Here is a 22,323-nt window from a genome sequence, read left to right as displayed (position 1 = left end):
GCGGCCGAGTTTCCACCAGGGCGAGTCTCAGCCGCACATGCGCATCCTCTTCCTCGTAGCGACCAAGCAGCACAAGGTCACGGCTGGCAGTCGCATCCGGTATGACCGGTTGAAGACCAAGTCCGCCTACTTCGATGTGGCGATTCAATCCATGGACGAGGTCACGGAGGCCGACTTCGCGGCGTGCTCCGTCTGCGTGTTCTCGAAAACCTATTCGGTCGGTGCCATCAGCATCGCCAAGATCCTTCGCGCACGCGGTATCGTGGTCGGCGTCGACCTGTTCGACGATTACTTCAGTCAGGACGACGATCCGCGCCTGACGCGGTTTCGCACCTGGCTGCGGCGTTTCGGACCCGTGTTCCAGTTCGCGCTCTGCTCGACGGCAACGATGCAGCGCGTCGTCAGGGAGCAGGTGCCGGGCCTGCCGGTGCATATCTTGCCGGACCCGTACCCGAAGATCGACGCGCAAACCGTCTCGGCGTCCCTCGCCGGGTCGCTGGAACGGACCCGGGAAACCGGGGTGATCGAGGTCCTCTGGTTCGGGATTGGCGCAAATCCGTTCTTTCCCGTGGGGATCCAGGATCTCTGCGCCTATTCCTGGTCCCTGGCCGAGCTCGCGGCCGGTCGGTTCGACGTCCATCTGACGATTCTCACCGATACGAACTCCTTGAATCCGGCGAATCTCGCCCGGATCAGCCGGCTTCCGGTGCCCTATACGATCGAGGCCTGGACGGAAGAGCGCGAGGCGATCGCCCTCGATCAGGCACTTGTCGCCTTCCTGCCGGTGAATGGGCAGTCGTTCAGCCGCGCCAAGTCTCCGAACCGCGCCCTGACCGCCATCTCCGGCGGGGCCCAGGTTCTTTCGCCAGGGTTCCCCCTCTATCTCGATCTCGATACGGCCGTTTACACGCAGGCGAGCGAGCTCCTCGCCGATATCGAGCGCGGGGCCTGCCGGATCAGCTCAGACACGCTCGGCGAGATCACGCAGGTGGTGGAGCGCATCTCGGACCTCGAGAACGTGCTCGTGTCGCTCTTCCTGTTCCTCACCCGGCAGCATCGGGTGGGCGGTGGCACCCAGGATTCGAGAGGCCTGCGCCCGCGCACGCAGGCCGTGCTGTATGCGCTCGATCCGGAGCGCGCGACTGTCCCTGCGACTCGCGCGGCGGGGATCTTGTCGATCCGGTCGCCCTATACGCGCGGCGAACAAGCGTTCGATGTTCGTCTCGATCACGTGGGTGGACGCGTCCTGGCCGTCTGGGTCAAGCCGGGACTGGTTCCGTATCTGGCGGAGCCGCTCCAGTCAGGTCTGTCGGAGCCCGAGGATTTCAAGAAGGTTCGCATGGTGAGGCTCGCGGCCCACGACATGTTGCTGCTCGATGCGGCGCTGCCGGTCCTGCCATCCGAACCGCATCAGATCCTGTACGAGACCGAGGCTTACTACAGCGCCCTCTCGAACCTCATGCATGTCTTCCGACGAGCCTTCCCCTCGCTGGAGATCCACGTGGCCGGCCTGTCTTCATACCCCGCCATCGGGAAGGCGCAGGGCGCCGGAGCCTCCTGACCCATGAACGTTGCCGCCTTTCTGTTCGATCTGAAGCAGGACGTCGCTGCCATCAGGCCATTGGCCAAGCACTTCCGAGACCTGGGGGGACTCGAACTCCACTTCCTCGTCAGCACGCAGTTTCGGAAGCGCGATTCCGACGGCGTCTGGTTCGCGGAACTCCAGGACATTGCCCAGCAGCTCGGGGCGGTTCTGGTCGATGTCGACACGGTCTTCGACGTGGTGGCGGCGCTCAACCGCCGATGCGGCCTTCTGATATCGGCAAGCGAATCCGAGCTCGGAGCCCATGCCTTCTGCCATCAGGTGTTTCTGGCCGCGCCCGCCGGGTTCACCCGGGTCACGCTCCAGCACGGCCTCGAATGCATCGGCTTCAACCATAACGACGCCCACGATACCGCCTTCGGCCATCGGATCGGGATGGCCTGCGACATCGCCGCGAGTTGGTTTCCCATCGAGCGGCTTCATTCGGTCAGGTCCGACCAGAGGGCGAAGATCCTGACGGTCGGCCCCCTCGTCGCCCTGTCGCATCCGCCCGTGATCGAGCGCCCGTGGCCGTGGCCGGCCCACGCTGCCCCTTTGCACGGTCTGATCTGCGAGAACCTGCATTCGGTCCGCTTCGGCGCGGGGGCAAAGATCGAGTTCGTCGAGGTGCTCGGCCGGTTCGCGGACGCGATCGCCGCCACGGGCGGGACGGCTGAGCTGAGGCCGCATCCCGCGGGCCGATACTCGGAAAAGAACAAAGTCGCTCTGCCGAAGAATGTGCGCTTCAATCGGGCGCCGCTCTACAAGCAGGCGCTCGAGAAGTTCACCTTCGGCATCTCGGCACCGTCCAGTGTGCTCCTCGACATGGTCTGGGCGGGGATCCCCACCGCGGTATGGGCGAGCGCCGACGGCAACATCGATATCGGCATCTACGAGGGATTGCAGGTCGTTTCGAGCCTTGACGACTGGCTCACCTTCGCCGAAGCGGCAACGAAGGACCCGGCGCCGTTCATGGCGGCGCAACGACAATACCTGGCATCTCTGTTCGGCGGACAGGACCTTCCGGGCTCGTACCGCCAACTCTACGACTTGGCCGTGCAGGCCCGTACCTGAGACCTCCGCGCAGCACCAATTGGAGTTGAGCCATGCGTGAACGCATCCTCGTGACCGGCGGTGCTGGTTTCATCGGATCGCATCTCCTGCCTCGCCTGGCGGAGATGGGGTACGATCTCAGCGTCTTCGACAACCTGCACCCGCAAATCCACGGGCCAGACGCCGTCTGCGGGGCACTTCCGGAGGGCACGGACTTCGTTCAGGCCGACATCCGCGATCGGGACGCGATCGCCCGCGTGGTCGCGCAGACCAAGCCGGACCACATCATCCACCTCGCGGCGGAAACCGGGACGGGGCAATCGTGGGACGAGGTCCACCGCTACTGTGACGTCAATGTCGGTGGCACGGCCGCGCTCGTCGAGGCCGTCCGCAGCCTGCCGGAGCGCGTGGGACGTCGCCTCGTGCTGGCCTCCTCCCGTGCCGTCTATGGCGAAGGCGCGTACCGCGACGGCGCGGGAAGCCTCGTCGTGCCCCCGGCCCGGCAACCCCGGGACATGACCCGAGGCCTGTTCGATCCGATGGTGGACGGTCTGGCCCTGCGCGCCGTGCCCACGCCGGAGAACGCTCCGACAGCCCCGGCTTCGATCTACGCATCGACGAAGCTGATGCAGGAATTCGTGGTGATGCAGGCGCTGCTCGGCACGGCGACCGAGCCGGTCGTGCTACGATTCCAGAACGTCTACGGCCCCGGCCAGAGCCTGAACAATCCCTACACGGGCGTGCTGTCGATCTTCTCGAGTCAGATCCTGCAGGGTCAGTCGCTCAACATCTACGAGGATGGGCAGATCGTTCGCGACTTCGTCTATGTCGAAGACGTCGTCGACGCGATCCTCCGAGGGCTGACGGCGGCGACGCGGCCGGAGCAACCGATCAACATCGGCAGCGGGACGCCATCCACGATCCTCGAAACCGCGCGCGAACTCGCAGCCGTGCTCGGCGCGCCGGAGACCGAGATACGGGTCACCGGACAGTTTCGCGCGGGCGACGTTCGTCACGCCGTCGCCGACATCCGGGCGGCGGAGACGATCCTGAACTGGACGCCGCGCACGAGTCTGCGGGATGGACTGACCTCCCTCGCCGAATGGGTCCGCAAGACCCGAGAGGCCGAAGGCTCGAACGGCCGGTGAGGTTCGGAGCCGGCCGCGACATCGAGCGGGGCGGGGCGATGCGGATCCGCTCGTCCCAGCGCTCGGGATGGAATGGCGCAGGACGCGGAGCGGCTCGCTAACGGCGACCGAACAGCCGTTCGATATCGTGGAGCTTCAGTTCCACGAAGGTCGGACGGCCGTGGTTGCACGTGCCGGCGAGCGGCGTCGCCTCCATCTCGCGCAGGAGCGCGTTCATCTCCTCGGGACGCAGGCGCCGTCCGGCCCGGATCGAGCCGTGGCAGCTCATGCGCGAGAGGATCGCGTCGAGGCGACGGCCGAGGGGGCCGCCGCCCGCGTCGGTGCCGTCGGGGCTCTCGTCTTCGAGCCCGCTCTCGGCGAGGGCGTCGAGGATGTCGGTGACGAGGTTCCGGATCGAGGCATTCGCCAGGGCCGCCGGCACCTCGCGCACCAGCACCGCCCCGGTTCCGAAGGCCTCGAGGGTCAGGCCGAGGCGGTCGAGATCCGGCGCCGCCGCCACGAGGCGTTCCGCATCGTCGGGGGGCAGCTCGACGACATCCGGGATCAGAAGGCCCTGGCGCGCGATGCCGCCCCGCGCCCGCTCGCGCTTCAGCCGTTCGTAGACGAGGCGTTCATGAGCCGCGTGCTGGTCCACGAGAACGAGGCCATCGGCGGTCTGGGCGACGATATAGGTTTCGTGCAGCTGCGCCCGTGCTGCCCCGAGGGGGTGCGCCTCCGCTTCGGCCAGGACGGGCTCCGCCTCCACACGAAGGTCCGCCGAGGGCGGTGCGAAGCCATGGTCGAAGCGGGCCTGGGGGCCCTCGGCGAGACCGGCGAAGGCTGGGGCCGCAGACGGTGACGGCCGATAGCCGGCAGGTGCCGCGCAGGAGGGAAGTCCCCGGGGCGGACCAGGGGCGGGCCCCGGATACGCACTGGCGGCGCCATTCACCTGCAGGCCCGCCGGCCGCAATGCTTCCAAGGTCCGGCTGGCGCCCGTCGTCGCGCCGCGCAGCCCCGCCTGCCGCAGGGTCTCGTGGATCGCACTGACGATCAGGCCACGGATGAGGCCGGGATCGCGGAAGCGCACCTCGGTCTTGGCCGGATGGACGTTGACGTCCACGAGGGACGGATCGCAAAGGATCGCGAGGCCGAGGACGGGGTGGCGGTCCGAACTCATCGTGTCGGCATAGGCACCCCGCACGGCCCCGAGCAGCAGCCGGTCGCGCACAGGACGCCCGTTCACCGTGAAGTGGATCTGGTTGGCAGCCCCCCGGTGGTAACTCGGCAGGCCGATATGGCCCGTCAGCGCGAAGCCCTCGCGTGCCATCTCTAGGGCGAGGGCGTTGGCGCCGAAATCCGGGCCGAACACCGCCGTCAGCCGGCGCAGGGTCGCCGCCGGTCCCACCTCGGTCTCGGCGGGGAACACCTGCGGCGCCCCGCTCTCGGGGCGCAGCACCAGCCGGATGCCCGGCTGCGCCACGGCGAGGCGGCGCAGGATGTCGCCGATGGCGGCCGTCTCGGCCCGGTCGGACTTCAGGAACTTGAGTCGCGCCGGCGTGGCGGAGAACAGGTCGGTGACCTCGATGCGGGTGCCGCGCGCGCTCGGAGCGGGGCGAACCTCCCCTTTCACGCCCGCATCCACCGTGAGGGTGGAGCCGGTCCCGGCCTCCGCCGTACGGCTCGTCAGCGTCAGACGCGCCACGGCGCCGATCGAGGGCAGCGCTTCACCTCGGAACCCCAGGGTATCGATGCGGGTGAGATCGCCGCCGGGGAGCTTCGAGGTGGCGTGGCGCTCCACCGCGAGGGCCAGGTCGTCGGCGCTCATGCCGGCCCCGTCATCGACCACCCGGATGAGACGACGGCCGCCCCCCTCGATGGTCACCTCGATGCTGCGCGCGCCTGCATCGATGGCGTTCTCCACCAGCTCCTTCACAGCGGAGGCGGGGCGCTCGACGACCTCGCCCGCCGCGATGCGGTCAACGAGGATCGGGTCGAGGCGGCGGACGGGACGGGGTGGCGTTGTCATGAGGCCGTGCAGTATAGGCGCAGCCCCTCACGCCCGAAAGGCTCGGCCGCGAAAGGCCGAAAGCGTACGCGTTCTCCACAGCGGTCGAGGCGGTGACCGGCGCGGATTCCGGGTTCACGGGCATCGGTCGTGAGTGTCCCCGCCAGACAGGCCCCGGTGCCAGCGCGGAAACGGGTTCTTGAGCGGCGTGAGGAACGGGCCCGGATCGCGCGTCGCCCGTTGCGAGAACGACCGGCAAACCCGCGCCGCGCGTCCTCTCATTGACGGGCCGTTAACCCTGCCGGTTGTAGCCCTGTTAACCATGGCGCAGCGGCTCTCCCGGGGGATCGAAGCGCCCGCCGATCCGGCGATGGCCCTCTCCCGACGCGCCCACCGGCGCGGAGCACAGCGGAAAGATCACGATCCGTGACGCGTGCAGCGCCGAGCGCAGGAGGGCCGAACCGGAAGTCCCTGGGGCTCGCGGTCCTGGCTGCCCTCGCCCTCCTCCCGGCCGAAGCCGGCGCCCAGGCAATCACGGCGAGCGGCACCGACCGGCCTGGCGGGACGAGTTCCGCCAGCGACCTGTCTTCGGGCGCCCTGCGTGGAAGCAACGCCTCGGGAGGGTCCGCGACGACGTCCGACGCGACGCCCAGCGGCAATGCGGGCAGTTCCACGACGGGTGAGGCCGGGGGCGGTGCGCGCTCCAGCACCAGGGCGCTCGCCGGCGCGCGCTCGGGCAGCGCCCTCGTCTCCGGCGGCACCAGCGGCGCCAACAACCGGGCGCCGACGAACCTTCTGCGCCTGCGCGCAGCACCGCCGCGCCGCTTCGGCTCGGCGACGATGCGGCCGACCCGGGCGGTGACCCAGACTCAATCCTATGACCTGCGCCTGACGCCGGTGGTGCGAAGTGCCGTCGTCGGTGTGCCGCTGCCGACCCTGCTGCCGCTCGCCGGAGTCCAGACCTCGGGGTTCCTACTCGGCACAGCCCTGCGCCGGCCGATCACCATCGACGAGGCCTATGCCCCGCTGGGCATCAGGGTCGGCACCTTCACGATCCTCCCGGCCGTTCAGCAGAGCGTCGGCTACGACACCAACCCAGACCAGATCGTCAATCGCCTCGCCAAACCCTCGATCGCCCTGCGCACGGACGGCGAGCTCGCCTTCCGCAGCGACTGGTCCTCGAGCGAACTCAGCGGCGACCTGCGCGGCGGCTACAGCGACTACCCGGACAACCCGGGGGCAAGCCGACCGAACGGCTCGGGCGTGACCCGCCTGCGCATCGACGCCAATCGCGACACGCGCTTCGACGTGGAGGGTCGCTTCGTCCTCGACACGCAGCGGGCCGGCACACCGGACCTCGCGGCCGCCGTCGCCTCACGGCCGCTGGTGGCGAGCTACGGCTCCACCTTCGGCGTCACGGAGCGCTTCAACCGGATGCAGGTGTCGCTGCGCGGGCTCGTCGACCGGTCCGAATTCGAGGACGCGCAGCTCGCAGACGGCACGCTCCTGCGCCAGAGCGAGCGCAACCTGACGCAGTACGGCCTCCAGTTGCGGGCGGGCTACGAGATCTCGCCGGTCATCACCCCCTTCGTCGGTGTGCTCGCCGATAGCCGGGTCTACGACCTCCGGAGGGATTCGAGCGGCCTCAGCCGTGATTCGGACGGTCTCACCGTATCAGGGGGCGCGAGCTTCGCCCTCACCCGTTTCGTGACCGGAGAGATCTCCGCCGGCCTGCAGCACCGGAGCTACGTCGACCCGCGCCTGCGCGACCTGACGGCGCCGGTCGTCCTGGCCGGCCTGATCTGGACGGCGAGCCCCCTGACCACGGTCCGCTTCAACGCCGCCACTGGCGTCACCGAGACTTCGGTGCCGAATTCGAGCGGCGTGCTGACCCAGACGGCGACGCTGGAGGTCCAGCACGACCTCCTGCGCAACCTCTCGCTGATCGGGGGGATCAGCCTGCTCTCGAACGACTACGACGGCGCCAACATCACGGAGCGTGGCTTCTCGGCCACCGCGCGCCTCGACTACCGCTTCAACCGCTGGCTGGCGATGCGCGGCAGCTACATCTACCAGCGCCTCGACAGTTCGGTGGCGGGATCGAGCTTCTCCGCCAACACCTTCCTGCTCGGGGTGCGGATCAACCCGTGAGCGGCGCGGCTCAGCGCACCATCGCCAGGGACGCGCCGGACTTCGAGAGCGCACCGTCGAGCGCGCCGCCGCCCTGCCGCAGGCGGGCCGTGACGGTGCCGCCGGGCTGGTAGAGGTAGACCTCGCCATCCCGGTAATCCCAGGCGGTGACCTTGGCGAGGTCCTTGTTCGGGCAGCCCGAGGCGCTGGCCTTGTAGAGGTCGAGGGCCGGGGCGCTCGACAGCGAGACCTTGCAACTCGCGCCGGTGGCGTCCTTGGCGTTCCAGCTGCCGACCACCGAGGAGCGGCCGCTGGCGATGACCGGCGGCGGCGCCACCGGGGCGATGCTCGGCGCCGGCTCGGGCGCGATCACCGGCGTCGAAGGGGCGACGGCGACATTCGCGCCGACCGGCGGCAGGTCGGCCGGCGCGGCGGTCGCACCCGGCGGGGGCGCGAGCGGCGACGAGGTGACGGGGCCGGAGGGGAGCGCCGGAACGACCGGCTCCAGGGCAGCCTGGGGCCCGGGAGCGGCGCGGCCGCGCACGGGACCGTCGAAGCGCTGCGAGGCGCAGGCACCGAGACCGGCGGTGAGCGCGAGGATGGCGACTGTCGACAGGGGCGAGCGCGGCATCGATGGCAATTCCCGAAGGGGCAGGAACGGGGCAGGCCGCCCCGGTTCGGGCCTGCGTCACCGGCAATTGCGCTGCCCGCAAGGCATGCTCTGCAACGTGCGCGGGTTTTGCCGGGAGGGCGTCACATTTGCCGAACGGTGTGGCGCGCGTGCCTCAGGGCGGCGCCCCGGGACGCATCAGGGATCGATGCCGTCGATGGCCAGGCGCAAGTGCTTCGGACCGCGCAGGGCCGAGCCGGGCCGGTAGGGCGGCGGGTCGGCGAGGAGGCGCGGGTTCCTCAGGCGCCGGGACAAAGCCACCAGGGCGGCCTCGACCTCGAACCGGGCCAAAGGCGCGCCGACACAGTAATGCAGGCTGCCCCCGAAGCCGAGATGGCGGTTGTCGGTGCGGTCGGGGTCGAAGCGGTCGGGTTCGGCATAGACCTCCGGGTCGCGGTTGCCCGCGGCCAGCAGGAGAACCAGGGGGGCACCCTCCGGGATCGTGACGCCGTCCCGCGTGATCGGGCACAGGGTTTTTCGCGTGCGGAATTGCACCGGCGGCTCGAAGCGCAACAACTCTTCGACCACACGGGGGGCGCGGGTCGGATCCGCGCGCAGGCGCTGCAGTTCCTCCGGATGGCGCAGCAGGGTGAGCATGCCGTTGGTGATGAGATTCACCGTGGTTTCGTGCCCGGCAACCAGCATGAGGATCGCGGTGGCGATCAGGTCGAAGTCGCCCATGCGCGGCGCGCCCTCGCCGCTTTCCGTCGCCAGACCGGAGAGCATGTCGTCCTTCGGGTTCGCGCGCTTCTCCTTGATGAGCCCTTGCATGTAGTCCGAGATGGTCTCGAAGGTGCGGCTGTTCTCGGCGCGCAATTCCGCGTCGTTCAGAGTGTCGGGCTCCAGCGCCGTGGCGAGTTGCGTGGCCCAGCCGTGGAACCGCGACTCGTCCTCCGGCGGCACGCCGAGGAGCTCGCAGATCACCGTCACGGGAAGTGGATAGGCGAGATCGTCGACGATATCGATGGTGCGGGCGTCGCCGAGCTTGGTCAGGATCTCGTCCACGAGCACGTGAGAGCGCGCCCGCATCGCCTGGACGCGCTGATGCGTGAACTGATGCATCACGGCGGCGCGCAGGGTGTCGTGGTCCGGCGGGTCGCGGAAGATGAAGGGCCGGTGCGTATCCGTGATGTGGTCCCGGACCGGCTTCACCAGCCAGTCCTGGAAGGGATTGCCGGTCCTCGGCCTGTCGGCGGGCGGCAGGGTCTCCGAACTCACGCGGGGGTCGTGCAGCAGGCTGGCGATCGCCGCGTGCGTCGCGGCCACGTAGGTGCCGTCGTCCTGGCGCGAGACCGGGCACGCGCGCAAAGCGGCGAAGAGCGGGTATGGATCCGGCCGGTTCGCCTCCTCCTTGATCCGCGCGAACAGGGTGTCGTCGCTCATGGCTCGTCCTTGCTGGCGGCTTCGGGGAAGGCGGGCGGCAGGACCGTCATCGGCCCCGCATCGACGCCGCCCATCTCGGGCGGAAACGCCGCCCCCGCCGCAATCTGCTCGGCATAGGCCGGGAGCCAGCGCGCGCAATCGAAGGCGACGGCCGCGATCGAGCGCCCCTCGCGTCCGTAGACCGCGAGGAAACGGCCCTCCTTCGGGTCGCCCCGCGCGATGACGAAACCGTCGGCCCCCGCCGTGAGACCCACCGACTTGATCGTGATCCCGCCCTGGCTCGACCAGAAGGCCGGCACATCGGCGTAGGGTTCTGGCTCGAGCCCGGCCAAGAGGCGACCGGCGCGCGCGCCCTGTGCCACCGCGTGCCCCCAATGCTCGAGGGCGACCCGGCCGCCGGGATAGAGCGGGTGGGGGAAGCGGGCGACGTCACCGGCCGCCGCGATGCGTCGATCGGGCTGGCCTTGCGCATCAAGCGCGTAACCCTCCGTATCGCAATCGAGGCCGCCCGCGTCGAAGGCGAGGCCGGAGCATTCGAGCCAGGCGGTGTTCCGCTTCGCTCCGAGCGCCACCACCACCACATCGGCCGGGATCACCGTACCGTCATCGAGCCGCGCACCCGCCACGCGACCTTCGCCGTCATCCTCCAGTGCAGAAACCTTGGCACAGGTCCGGATCGCGACGCCACGGGCGGCGTGGAGGGCTTCCACCACGCTGCCGAGGTGCTGGCCGAGGATGCCCGCCAGCAGGGTCGGCCCGGTCTCCACCAGGGTCACGGGCAGGCCGAGGGTCCGGCAGGAGGCCGCCACCTCGCATCCGATGAAGCCGCCGCCGATGACGAGGACGTGGCGGGGTTCGGCGGCGAGGTCACGCCGCAGCGCCTCGGCATCGTCGCGGCCGCGCAAGGTGTGCACGCCTGCCAGCCGCGCCTGCGCCGGGTCCGGCCAGGGACACGCCGCGGCACCGGTGGCGATGAGCAGGCGATCATAGGGCACCGACTCGCCGCCCGCGAGGGTGAGCGTGCGGCGCGCGCGATCGAGCCGGATCGCCGGTGCTCCGAGCCGCCACTGCGCATCGAGATCGACGAGGTTCGGCAGGGTCGTGCCATCGGCGGCGATCTCGCCGATGAGCACCGATTTCGAGAGGGGCGGCCGGTCGTAGGGGCGGTGCGGCTCGGCCCCGACGATGGTCAGAGGTCCGGCGAAGCCCGACAGGCGCAGGCTCTCGGCGCCGCGCAAGCCGGCGAGCGAGGCGCCCACCACGACGATCCGCATCTCGGAACCGGTCATTCCCGCGCGGTCCCGATATCCTCCACCTGGATCGCCTGGACCGGGCAGGCGATCCGCGCGCGCTCGATATCCATCCGCGAACGGATGGATGGGGCGGGATCGTAGTGCAGGGCTTCGCGTCCCTTCAGGACGAAATGGTCCGGCGCCGCGTAGCAGCACTGGGCGTAGGCCTGACAGAGATTGAGGTCGACGGTGACCCGCAGGGCCCTTCCGGAGTGTGAGTTGCCGGTATCCGGCGCGGGTGGATGGGACGTTTCAGACATGCCTGCGCAATCCCCGGCATCCTCATCCAGTTCCGCGCGCGCAACGTCACATCGTGCGCTGCACCAGGGAAGCAGGGTCACGAGCAGGAACCATCGATCACTCGGCAATGCGCGAGCGGAAAACCCGTCGCCCCACGTTGGTGCGCCGGAGCAACAGCAACCACCGAAACGCCCTGGCACATACGCTAGGCATTGCAATACTATAACGTCTGCGCAACGTAACATTATAACATGAATGGTAGGGTGCGATGCAGGTTCGGCGGTCGAGGGGGTTCTGGGCGGGCGCGGTCGCGGTTGGAGCCGGCATCGTGGCGGGGCCCGCCGTTGCACAGCAGGCGCAGGCCACCTTGGAGGAACTCAGCGTCACGTCGCCGAGCCCGATCGTGCCGAGCCCGACCGGTGTCCCATCGGCGGGGCCCCCGATCGGCATCCTGCCCGTCGTCACGAACACGTTCTCCCCGGTCACGGTGGTGACGGCCGAGCAGATCGCCCGTGACCAACCGCGTACCCTCGGAGACGCGCTCGGCGATCGGCCCGGCATCTCCGCCTCGACCTACGCGCCGGGCGCTGCCAGCCGGCCGATCATCCGGGGCCTCGACAACAACCGGGTGCGCATCCAGGAGAACGGGGTCGGCATCCAGGACGTCTCCGAACTCGGAGAGGATCACGGAGTGCCGATCAATCCGCTGGTCGCCAACCGGATCGAGGTGATCCGGGGACCGGCCTCGCTCCGCTTCGGCTCGCAGGCGATCGGCGGGGTCGTCAGCGCCGAGAACAACCGCGTCCCGACCTTCATTCCGGCGAACGGCGTCTCCGGCTCCGCGACCACCGGCTATTCCTCGGTCGATAACGGCCGCCTCGGCGCGGTCACGGTGGATGGGGGTTCCGGCAACGTCGCGGTTCACGCGGACGGCTTCCGGACCGCCGCGGACAGCTACGCGACGCCGGCCGGCATCCAGCGGAACTCCGCCAACGAGAGCCAGGGCGGCGCGGTCGGCATGTCGTTCATCGGCGACCGTGGCTTCGTCGGCCTGTCCTACAGCCACTATGACGCGCTCTATCAGATCCCCGGAGGCGAGGCCGCCGAGAGTCGCACCCGCCTCGATCCGCGCCAGGACCGACTGCTGGCCCGTGGCGAGTACCGGCCCCTCGACGGGCCCATCGCGGCGGTTCGGTTCTGGCTCGGCGGCTCGGTCTATCGCCACGACGAGACCGGCCTCGACGATCAGGGCATCGACGGCATCCGCGCCACCTTCAAGAACCGCGAGGCGGAGGGGCGCGTCGAGTTCCAGCACGTGCCCGTCGCCCTGCCCTTCGGGACGCTCACCGGTGCCCTCGGCCTACAGGCCGGACGCCGCACCCTCGGCACCGCCGGCGAGGCGGGCGGGCTGCTGGCGCCGACGGATTCCCGCAGCAACGCCGTGTACCTCTTCGAGGAACTGGCGCTTGGCGGCGGTCTAAGCCTGCAGGCGGCGGGGCGGATCGAGGGCGACCGCGCCACCGGAACGGCCACGGCCTTCCCCGGTGATTACCGCCCCGTCGACGGCGAAGAGCCCCTCTCCTTCGGGCGACGGCGCAAGTTTGCGCCGAAGAGTGTCAGCTTCGGCGTCCTGCAGGACCTGCCCTACGGTTTCGTCGCAAGTCTGAACGGTTCGTTCGTGGAGCGGGCCCCCACCGCGTTCGAACTCTACTCGCGCGGCGCGCACGATGCGACGGAGACCTTCGAGATCGGTGACGCCAACCTGAAGAAGGAACGCGCACGCACCGTGGAGGCCAGCATCCGCCGAGCGGAAGGGCCGCTGCGCCTCGACGCCACGGGCTACTACACGCGCTACACCGGGTTCATCTACAAACGTGACACCGGCATCCGCTGTGGTGACGATTTCGGCTCCTGCGGGTCGGACGACGAACTGCAGCAGATCGTCTACTCGCAGGCCAACGCCACCTTCTACGGGGCCGAGATCGGGGCGCAACTCGACCTGATCCCGGTGGGCAACGGCTTTGCCGGCCTCGATGCGCAGTACGATTTCGTGCGGGCGCAGTTCGATGACGGAACCTTCGTGCCGCGCATCCCGCCGCACCGCCTCGGCGGCGGCGTCTTCGTGCGCGCGGACGGCTGGTACGCCCGCGTGAACCTGCTCCATGCCTTCGCCCATACGGAGATCGCGCCGATCGAGACCGTCACGCCCGGCTTCGACGACCTGCGCGCTGAGTTGAGCTACACCAAGCCCCTCGATCCGGGTCTCTACGGCATGAGCGAGGTCACCCTCGGCCTGCAGGGGCGCAACCTCCTCGACGACCGCATCCGCAACTCCGCCTCCTTCAAGAAGGACGAGATCCTGCTGCCGGGTCGGAACGTGCGCCTGTTCCTGACGGCGCGATTCTGAGCGGCGGGAGCGGGCGTTCGCGCGGTCTGCCCCTGTCTGCGGCCCGGCCGCAAGATAAAGGCCGACGCCGGGATGCAGGCGTGCTAGGAGGGGGCAACCCCGCACGACCCCGTGCCCTGGGCAACTCCAAGAGGCCCCAGTGGCAAACGCGTTCAAGAGTGGTGCATCCCAATCGCGCTCGACCAACGACTTCAACGAGCGTGCCAAGCTTCTGTCCGAGCGCCTCGGTGCGATCGAGAAGCCGATCCAGAACAAGCGCAGCAATACGCCCCGTCGCACGTTCAAGGCGGGTCCGCGCCCTGAGGATGAGGCTGGCGACAAGGCCGAGCCGCAGGCCGAGGGTCACGAGGCCGCTGAGACCGCCGAGGGCGAGACCGAGGCCTGACCGAGCGGCGTAGCGACGAAGAAAGGGCCGGCGCCGAGCGCCGACCCTACGGCCTTCGCGATCCCCGTCCCGGGGACCGCACCCCGTCAAACCTTTCGGCTCAACGACGCGCCTTCGCCTTGCGGGCCGCGTAGCGCGCGTCGCGCTGGGCCTTCTTCTCGGCGAGTTCGGCGGCCTTGCGCTCGGCCGCAGCCAGGGCCTCCGCCTCCTCGCGGGCGATCTGGGCAGCGAGTTCCGCCTCCTCGCGCGCGCGCTTCTCCTCGGCGGCGGCCTTCTCGGCTGCGATCCGGGCTGCTTCCCGCTCGCGGGCGCGCTCTTCGCGGGCGCGGGAGACTTCGGCGCGGGCACGTGCCTTGGCGATCATCTCCGGATCGTCCGGCGCCGGACGGGCTTTGAATTTTTCCAGCAGCATCTGCTTGGCGCTGAGGGAGTTCTTGCGGCGGTCGTCAAAATTCCTGTAGTCGAAGGCGCTCATCTGACCTTTCTCATGTGGTCTGTCGCTCCGCATCCGGCGTTGAGCACGCGCGGCACGGGCCGTGGGGGAAATCAGGAAAGCAGGTGAAATTCAAGTCGCAGCAGCCCAATGCATGATGGGCCGCCGCGACGCAACAGAAGCCGCCCTACGTGAGAGCGGCTTCCGGCGCGATGTTGAATCCGTGCCTCAGCAGTCCGGCACCGGAGGCGAGATCAAGCCGACTGGAGATTGCCAGCCGATTGCTTGCCCGTACGGCGGTCGTTCTCGATCTCGTACGAGACCTTCTGACCCTCGATCAGGTTCCGCATGCCCGCGCGTTCCACGGCCGAGATGTGGACGAAGACGTCCTTGCCGCCGTCATCCGGCTGAATGAAGCCGTAACCCTTGGTTTCGTTGAACCATTTCACGGTACCCGTGCTCATGGTGATCGTCTCCTTCGAGCGTTGCCTTGCCTGCCATCGTCTGCCCGGAACCCGCGCGCGGACGCGCGGTAACCCGTGGCGCAGGGTCGTCGGACTGGGATGGGATCGATGTCACGCGCATTCCGTCGTGCTGCAAAGCAGTCGCGACGGGTGATGCGTGATGAACCCGGTTCAATACCGGCCGTGGCGCGATGGTTATAGTTTGGGAATCCTGCGACGCCTGGACAAGGCGCCAGCGCGGGCCGAGTTCCCGGAATCGTCACGAAACCGCCAGCACCCGGCGTCGGGGTGATCCAGCGGACGGTGGATCGTGTATTGTACGGGGATGCGACTTCCCGCCGAGGTTGCCGCGCGGGTGTCCGGCCGATAACCTGACGCGTGGCATGGCCGCGCCCGCGCCGACTTAACGGCTTTGACACGCCCCGGCCGGATCATGGCGCCGGGGCAAGGACGGGGATGGGATGAGGGTGTGCGGAATGCGGTGGCAGAACGGCCTCGGGCCGGTGCCGACGCTGCGATCGCTTTGCCGGAATGTCGATTCGTGAGGCGGATTCGGGGGCGTGTCCGCGGCGGATCGACGGTGGAATTCGCGCGCGCGGCGTGGCCGCTCGCCGCCGGCCTGGCCGGTGGCTTGGTCGGTGCCACGCTCATGGCCGCGCCGGCGGCGGCCTTCGACCTGTTCGGCCTGTTCGGCTCGGAGGCGGAGCCACCGGCACCCAGTGCCGACGCCTTGCCCTATACGGTGAAATTCCAGGGCGTCGATGACGACGACGTGCTGCGGGCGCTCCAGGACACGTCGACCCTCTACCGCCTGCGCCAGGAGGCACCGCCCGATGGCGAGGGGCTGGTGCGCCGCGCCGAGGCCGACCTGCGCCGGCTGGCCGACGTGCTCTCCGGCTACGGCTATTATCAGGGCAAAGTCGCGATCCGCATCGACGGCGTGGCGCTGGCCGGGGAAGCCAGCGTGGTGACGGCGGCGGGGGCGGCGGAAGCCTCGCGGGCGCGGGCCCTGGTGCCCGTCAAGGTCGTGGTCGACCCCGGGCCGCTCTACACCCTCCGCACCATCGCGGTGCGCGATGCACGGGGCAATGCCGTCCCCGACGAGATCCTGCCCGAGCGCTTCACGCGGGTCGGCGCAGACGTGCCCGCACGCTCCGCCACCGTTCTCGCCCGCGAGGCGAAGATCGTGGATCGCTTCCGCGCCCTCGGTCACCCCTTCGCCAAGGCGGCGTCGCGTGATCCGGTCGTGGACGATGCCGCCCATGTCATGGACGTGACCTATACGATCGAGCCGGGGCCGATCGCCGGCCTCGGCGACGTGGCGGTCCGCGGCACCCGGGACATCGACCCCGCCGTCGTCCGCTCGTTCATCTATGCCGAGCCGGGCGATCCCTATTCCCCGAAGGCCGTGTCGGACATCCGGCGCTTCGTGGCCAAGGTCGAGGGCCTCGGCTCGATCCGCGTGCGCGAGGGCGAGACCCTGGACGCCGCCGGCAACCTGCCGATCTTCGTGGACGTCACCGAGCGCGAGCGGAACCTGATCGGCGTCGCCGCCCGGTTCTCCACCGTGGACGGACCGGGTATCCGGGCCTACTACGCCAACCGCAACCTGTTCGGCGGGGGCGAGACCTTGCGGCTCGACGCCGACATCTACTATCTCGGCAACGATCTCTACGCCAAGCAGCGCAAGGCGGCCGGCATCGATTCGAACGGACTGGGCGGGCGGGTCTCCGCCACCTTCGTCAAGCCGGCTCTGTGGGGCACGCGCAACGACCTCGTCGCCAACGTCTTCGCGGGTCGCGAGGCGCAGCAATCCTACGTCAGCGACGCGGCCGGGGGCACGGTCGCCCTGCGCCACCGGTTCTCGGACACCTTCTTCGCGCAGATCGGCGTCGATGGTCAGGCCGGCCGCTCGCAGGACGCGCTGGGCAAGGTCGATTACCGCCTCGTGGGCGTTCCGCTGTCGGTCTCCTACGATTCGACGGACAACCTGCTCGACCCGACCGAAGGCGTGCGCCTCACCGCCTCGGCCACGCCCTATGCGGGGTTCCTGGGCTCGAACCCCTCGATCTTCGTCGCCAAGGCGCAGGGCTCGACCTACTACGCCTTCGACGACGAGGGCCGCTACATCCTGGCCGGGCGCATCGGCTTCGGCTCGATCTCGGGGGCGAACCTCGAGGACATCCCCGCCAATATCCGCTTCTTCGCCGGCGGCGGCGGGTCGGTGCGTGGCTTCCCCTATCGGACGCTCGGGCCGCGCGGCCCCTTCAACCTGCCGATCGGTGGGCGCAGCCTTCTCGAAGCGTCGGTGGAGGCGCGCATCAAGGTCACGGACACGATCGGCGTGGTGCCGTTCATCGATGCCGGCACGGCGTTCGCCGGAAGCCTGCCCGATTTCGACGAGCGCATCCGCTACGCCGTCGGCCTGGGGCTGCGCTACTACACCGGCATCGGTCCGATCCGCGTCGATGTCGCCTTCCCGATGGACCGCATCAAGGGCAATCACGAGCGCCCCGTGGCCCTCTACATCAGCCTGGGGCAGTCGTTCTGATGGGCTTGCGGACCGCACTGAGCGCATGGGCACCGGCCCGCCCTCCTCGGGCGGCGCGGATGGTCGCGAAGAAGTTCGGGAGGGTGCGCGTCGTCGCGGTGCTCCTGTGCCTGTCGGTATTCGCCGCGAGCCAGGCCACCCTGACCCATGCGGACGACGGCGAGAAGACCGTGCTCGGCGGCCTGCTGTCGCGGGCCCTGTCCACACCGGGCTCGCGGGTCGCCATCGGCGCCGTCGACGGCGCCCTCTCGTCGGACGCCACGATCCGCGACGTGGCGATCAGCGACGCGAACGGCGTCTGGCTGAAGCTCGACCGGGCGCGCCTGGTCTGGCGGCGCCTCGCCCTGCTGTCGGGCCGCCTCGAGGTGGAGAGCCTGGAGGTCGGACGCCTGGAAGTCCTTCGGCGCCCCCTCCCCGCCCCGGTCTCCGCGACCCCGGAGCCGGACGGCTCCCTGCTGCCGGACCTGCCGGTCAAGGTCGAGGTCAAGGCGTTCAAGCTTGCGGAACTCATCCTGGGCGAAGCGCTGGCGGGCCAATCCGCCCGGCTCGCAGCCGAAGGGCGCGCCAAACTCGGCGCGCCCTCCGAGGGGCTGGACCTCGACCTCGACGTGCGCCGCCTGGATGCCGGGGGACGCTTCGGCGCCCGGCTGCTGTTCGTGCCGAAGGGGGAGGTCCTGGAACTCAGGACCACCCTTGTGGAGCCCGCCGGTGGCCTGCTCTCGAAGGCGGCCAACATCCCCGGCACCCCCCCGATCAACCTCGACCTCGACGGACGCGGCACCCTCGACGCCTGGAACGCGCGTCTCGATCTCGATGCCGGCCCCGACCTCGGCGCCAAGGGGACCGCCCGCATCTCGCGGATCGGGGCCGAGCGCCGGCTCGCCCTGGATCTCGCCTCGCGCATCGAGGCCCTGCTGCCAGGCCCGGCTGCGGCGATCTTCTCCGGCACCACCAAGCTCGAAGGGGGCCTGCGCTTCGCCGATAGCGGCGCCTTCGGCATCGACCGGCTCGAACTCACGTCCCGCACGGCGCGCCTCGACGCGCGCGGCACGCTCGGCGCCGACCGCGTCGCCGACTTTCTCGTCTCCGCGCGCGCGCTGCCGACCGACGGAGGCGTTACCCGGGCGGCCGATGCCGAACTCGACAGCCTCGCCTTCGACGGCAGCCTGAAGGGACCCATCGCCCGGCCGACCGTGAACGGCACCCTCAAGGCCGCCGGCCTGCGGGCGGACGGCAGCGCTCTGGAGCGGGTCGACGCCATCCTGGCGATGCTGCCCACCGGACCGGAGCCCGGCGCGGCCCGCTTCGCGCTCTCGGCCGACGCCAAGGTGGAGGGCCTTCGCCTCGCCGACCCGGCCCTGCGGCGGGCGATCGGATCGCGGGCGGCCCTCACCTTCCGCGGCACGCTCCAGCCGGACAACGTCCTCGACGTCACCCGCCTCGACCTCGACGGACCGACGGCCCGAGCGTCCTATGCGGGCCGGATCGGGCAGAACACCCTCACCGGAACAGTCGATGCGGCGCTGTCCGATCTCGCGGCCTTCTCGGAAATGGCCGGCAGGCCCCTCGCCGGGGCGCTCACGGCGCGGGCCGCCCTGACGGGCGATCCCGCCCGCAAGGCGGTCTCGGCGGATGTGGACCTGCGCACGAGCGGGCTCGCCCTCTCGATCCCCGCCCTGGATCGGACCCTCGGCCGGGCACCGCGCTTCAGCGGACGCCTCTCGCAGGTCTATGACGGCTACGCCTTCGACGGCGCACGCTTCGAGGGCGCGGAGGTCGTAGGACGCCTGGAGGGCCGCGCCACGGCGCGGGTGGCGGACGCCAAGCTGATCGTCGACCTCAAGGATCTCTCGACCCTCGATCCGAAGCTCGCCGGCCGCGCGCTCCTCGACGGACGCCTCAGCGGCACCCTGGAGAAGCCGGACCTCGCCGCCACGCTGACGGCGGACGCGGCCCGCGCCCTCGGACGGCCCCTGCGCGATCTGCGCCTGGACGCCGCCCTTACGGACCTCACCGGCGCCCTCGATGGCACCGTCCGCCTGTCCGGCGATGTCGGCGGGAAGCCCTTGCGCGGCGACGCACACCTCGCCCGGGGGGCGGGAGATGCATGGTCGCTCGACCGGCTGGCCTTCCGGCTCGGCTCCGTCGCCCTCGACGGCAGCGCGGCCATCGACGCCCGCACCCTCCTGACGCAAGCGGCGCTTACCCTGGCGGCCGGCAACCTCGACGACCTCTCCCCTCTCGCCCTGACGCCCTTGGGCGGCAGCGTGGACGCCGCCATCACCCTGTCCCGCGATGGCGGCCGGCAGGATGCCGCGCTCCGGGCGAAGGGCACGTCGCTGCGTGCCGGTGAATTCGGCCTGTCCCGCCTCGATTCCGACCTCACCGGGCGCGACCTGCGCGGCCGACCGGTGATCGACGGACGCGTGAATGCCGACCGCCTCGTCGCGGCGGGGGAAAGCCTCGATACGATACGCCTCTCCGCCATCGGTTCGCCGAACGCCAGCGACATCACGCTCTCGGCCAAGGCGCGGGGCTTCGACCTCGACGGCGCCGCACGCCTCGTGCCGGGAGAGCGTACCCGGATCGAACTCGCCCGGTTCTCCGCCGCACGCGGAGGGGACCGGCTGGCCCTGGCGAACCCCGCCAGCGTGACACTCGACGGCGGATCGGCCGTCATCGACAACCTGGTGGTGGCCGCCGGCGGCGGTCGCGTCAGCATTTCCGGGCGCGCCGGCCAGACCCTCGACCTCAAGGTCGGCATCCGTGCCCTGCCTCTCGCACTGGCCCGCATCGCCTCCCCGAGCCTCGCGGTGACGGGCACTCTCGACGGTGATGCCGACCTGCGCGGGCCCGCCGAACGGCCGGAGGGGCGCTACGCGCTGACCGTCGCCCGCCTCGTCACGCCGGAGACCCGCAAGGCCGGTCTGCCCCCGATCGAGGCCCGAGCCAGCGGAACGGTCTCCGAGGGACGTGCCGGGATCGACGGCCGTGTCTCGGCCGGGCGCGGCGCCGAGATGACCATCGGCGGCTCGCTTCCCATCGCGGCGGGCGGCGCGCTGGCCTTGAAGCTGCGCGGCACGCTCGACTTGGCGCTGGCGAACAGCCTCCTGAGCGTCGGAGGCCAGCGCGTCGCTGGGCGCATCGCCATCGATGCCGGCGTTTCCGGCAACCTCGCGGCACCCCGCGCCGAGGGCGTCGCAACCCTGACGGGCGGTTCGTTCACCGATCCGCTCCAGGGCATCCGGCTGACCAACATCGAGGGGCGCGTCACAGGGCGTGGCGATACCCTGGTGGTGGAGCGCCTGACCGCGCTGACCCGCAACGGCGGCACCCTGCGGGGCGACGGACGCGTGGCGCTCGACCCGGCGGCCGGCTTTCCGGGCTCCCTGCGAGTCTCGGCCGAGCGGGCCGAACTCGTGTCCAGCCCGCTGATGACGGCTGTCGCGAGCCTGAACCTCGCTCTGACCGGCCCCCTCGCCCGGACCCCGAAGGTCGCCGGGCGGATCGATCTCGCCTCCGTCGATGTCTCCGTGCCGGACCGCCTGCCCGCCACCGTGCAGCCCCTGCCCGAGATCCGACGGGTCAACACGCCGCCGGAGGTCCGCGCGCGCCTCGCCGCGCGGGCGGATCGCCGGGCTCAGGTCGCCGCCCTCGGCCGCAAGGGGAGGAAGCCGGCACCGCCCTTCGACGCCACCCTCGACATCGCGGTGAATGCGCCGAACCGGATCTTCGTGCGCGGGCGCGGCATCGACGCCGAGCTCGGCGGATCGCTGCGCCTCACCGGTTCGTCGCGGGATCCCGTGGCGAACGGCGCCTTCGAGATGCGGCGCGGCCGCCTCAGCGTGGTCGGCCAGCGGTTGGACTTTACCCGGGGACGCCTCACGTTCGGCGGCGAGATCGCAGCTCCGGACCTCGATTTCGTCGCCGAGACCAAGGCGGCCGAGGTCACCGCGCGCATCGCCGTCACCGGACCGGCCAATCAACCGAGCTTCCTGCTGACCTCCGACCCGAGCCTGCCCCAGGACGAGGTCCTGTCGCGGCTGCTCTTCAAGAAGGCGTCGGGCGGCCTGTCGCCGTTCCAGGCCCTCCAACTCGCACAGGCCGTGGCGCAGTTCTCCGGCGGGGCCGGCGGCGTCGATGTGTTCGAGCAGGCACGCAAGGGTCTCGGGCTCGACAGCCTCGACGTCTCGACGGGTGCCAGCGGCGGGCCGGCTCTGGGCGCCTCGCGCTACCTCAGCGACCGCCTCAGCGTCGGCGTCAAGGCAGGGGCCAAGCCCGCCGACACCGCCGCGACGGTGGATTACGACGTGACGCGGCGGATCAAGATCCAGGGCGAAGCCGGCAGCGACGGCCGCACCGCCGTGGGCGTCGGGGCCGAGTGGGAGTACTGATCCTCAACGCGTCAGCCAAAGCGACTGGCCGACGCTGCTCAAGGGGGCGTGGAAATGGGTGACCAGCACGATCGCCCAGAGGAGTCCGAGCAGGGTCGTCAACATCAGCAGGAGGATCCCGCCGGCGTCGCCGATGCCGGCGCGTCGGCCCTCGGCGCCCTCGGATCGGGATTCGGGACGATGATCGATCATTGTGTCTCCCGGAGG

16 protein-coding genes are annotated in these 22,323 nt (G+C 70.2%); 8 read left to right on the top strand and 8 right to left on the bottom strand.

From position 1 onward, the window contains the following. Positions 1-37 precede the first annotated feature (37 nt). From OF380_RS14970 to OF380_RS14960, 3 genes are read left to right on the top strand one after another with little or no spacing between them, the layout of a single operon-like run. Positions 38-1,561, top strand: a complete 1,524-nt coding sequence (locus OF380_RS14970) for a hypothetical protein (protein WP_264045262.1) — start codon at positions 38-40, stop codon at positions 1,559-1,561. Between the two features lie 3 nt (positions 1,562-1,564). Beyond that, a complete protein-coding gene (locus tag OF380_RS14965; protein ID WP_264045260.1) occupies positions 1,565-2,656 on the top strand; it encodes a hypothetical protein in 1,092 nt (363 codons plus the stop codon). A gap of 32 nt (positions 2,657-2,688) precedes the next feature. Further along, a complete protein-coding gene (locus tag OF380_RS14960; RefSeq protein ID WP_264045258.1) occupies positions 2,689-3,783 on the top strand; it encodes an NAD-dependent epimerase/dehydratase family protein in 1,095 nt (364 codons plus the stop codon). 97 nt (positions 3,784-3,880) lie between these two features. On the opposite strand, the gene mutL is transcribed toward OF380_RS14960, so the two are convergent. Then, positions 3,881-5,788 carry a DNA mismatch repair endonuclease MutL gene (gene mutL, locus OF380_RS14955; protein WP_264045257.1) on the bottom strand — a complete coding sequence of 636 codons (1,908 nt, stop codon included), beginning with the start codon at positions 5,786-5,788 and terminating at the stop codon, positions 3,881-3,883. Positions 5,789-6,193: 405 nt separating this feature from the next. On the opposite strand from mutL, the gene OF380_RS14950 reads away from it, so the two are divergent. Further along, the gene (locus OF380_RS14950) at positions 6,194-7,918 is read left to right on the top strand and encodes an outer membrane beta-barrel protein (protein ID WP_264045255.1); all 1,725 of its coding nucleotides are present in this window, start codon (positions 6,194-6,196) and stop codon (positions 7,916-7,918) included. A gap of 10 nt (positions 7,919-7,928) precedes the next feature. On the opposite strand, the gene OF380_RS14945 is transcribed toward OF380_RS14950, so the two are convergent. From OF380_RS14945 to OF380_RS14930, 4 genes are all read right to left on the bottom strand, one after another. Continuing rightward, positions 7,929-8,528 (bottom strand): protease inhibitor Inh/omp19 family protein, encoded by a 600-nt coding sequence (locus tag OF380_RS14945; RefSeq protein WP_264045253.1) that lies wholly within the window; start codon positions 8,526-8,528, stop codon positions 7,929-7,931. Positions 8,529-8,705: 177 nt separating this feature from the next. Beyond that, positions 8,706-9,950 (bottom strand): cytochrome P450, encoded by a 1,245-nt coding sequence (locus OF380_RS14940; RefSeq protein WP_264045252.1) that lies wholly within the window; start codon positions 9,948-9,950, stop codon positions 8,706-8,708. Further along, positions 9,947-11,239, bottom strand: coding sequence for an NAD(P)/FAD-dependent oxidoreductase (locus tag OF380_RS14935; protein WP_264045250.1), 1,293 nt, complete (start codon positions 11,237-11,239; stop codon positions 9,947-9,949). Before OF380_RS14935 ends, OF380_RS14940 begins: the two co-directional genes overlap by 4 nt. After that, the gene (locus OF380_RS14930) at positions 11,236-11,502 is read right to left on the bottom strand and encodes a ferredoxin (protein ID WP_264045248.1); all 267 of its coding nucleotides are present in this window, start codon (positions 11,500-11,502) and stop codon (positions 11,236-11,238) included. Before OF380_RS14930 ends, OF380_RS14935 begins: the two co-directional genes overlap by 4 nt. Positions 11,503-11,750: 248 nt before the next feature. Here OF380_RS14930 and OF380_RS14925 point away from each other — a divergent pair, with 248 nt between their 5' ends. After that, a complete protein-coding gene (locus OF380_RS14925) occupies positions 11,751-13,889 on the top strand; it encodes a TonB-dependent receptor (protein ID WP_264045245.1) in 2,139 nt (712 codons plus the stop codon). Between the two features lie 139 nt (positions 13,890-14,028). After that, on the top strand, positions 14,029-14,274 hold the full coding sequence (locus OF380_RS14920) for a hypothetical protein (protein WP_264045243.1): 246 nt from the start codon (positions 14,029-14,031) through the stop codon (positions 14,272-14,274). A 100-nt stretch (positions 14,275-14,374) separates the two neighbouring features. Here the strand turns inward: OF380_RS14920 and OF380_RS14915 are convergent, their stop codons facing one another. Both OF380_RS14915 and OF380_RS14910 read right to left on the bottom strand, forming a co-directional pair. Beyond that, positions 14,375-14,749, bottom strand: coding sequence for a DUF6481 family protein (locus tag OF380_RS14915; protein WP_264045241.1), 375 nt, complete (start codon positions 14,747-14,749; stop codon positions 14,375-14,377). Positions 14,750-14,961: 212 nt separating this feature from the next. Further along, positions 14,962-15,171, bottom strand: coding sequence for a cold-shock protein (locus tag OF380_RS14910; RefSeq protein WP_264045239.1), 210 nt, complete (start codon positions 15,169-15,171; stop codon positions 14,962-14,964). Between the two features lie 649 nt (positions 15,172-15,820). On the opposite strand from OF380_RS14910, the gene OF380_RS14905 reads away from it, so the two are divergent. After that, entirely contained in the window at positions 15,821-17,722 is a 1,902-nt protein-coding gene (locus OF380_RS14905) for an autotransporter assembly complex protein TamA (protein WP_264051338.1), read from the top strand. 59 nt (positions 17,723-17,781) lie between these two features. After that, entirely contained in the window at positions 17,782-22,116 is a 4,335-nt protein-coding gene (locus tag OF380_RS14900; protein WP_264045237.1) for a translocation/assembly module TamB domain-containing protein, read from the top strand. Positions 22,117-22,119: 3 nt separating this feature from the next. Here OF380_RS14900 and OF380_RS14895 read toward each other — a convergent pair whose 3' ends face one another. Then, on the bottom strand, positions 22,120-22,308 hold the full coding sequence (locus OF380_RS14895) for a hypothetical protein (protein ID WP_264045235.1): 189 nt from the start codon (positions 22,306-22,308) through the stop codon (positions 22,120-22,122). Between the last annotated feature and the right edge of the window lie 15 nt (positions 22,309-22,323).

This window comes from Methylobacterium sp. FF17 (genome assembly GCF_025813715.1).
GTDB lineage: Bacteria > Pseudomonadota > Alphaproteobacteria > Rhizobiales > Beijerinckiaceae > Methylobacterium > Methylobacterium flocculans.
The sequence above is the reverse complement of the archived record's forward strand: the minus strand, read 5'-3'. Positions and strand labels throughout refer to the sequence as shown.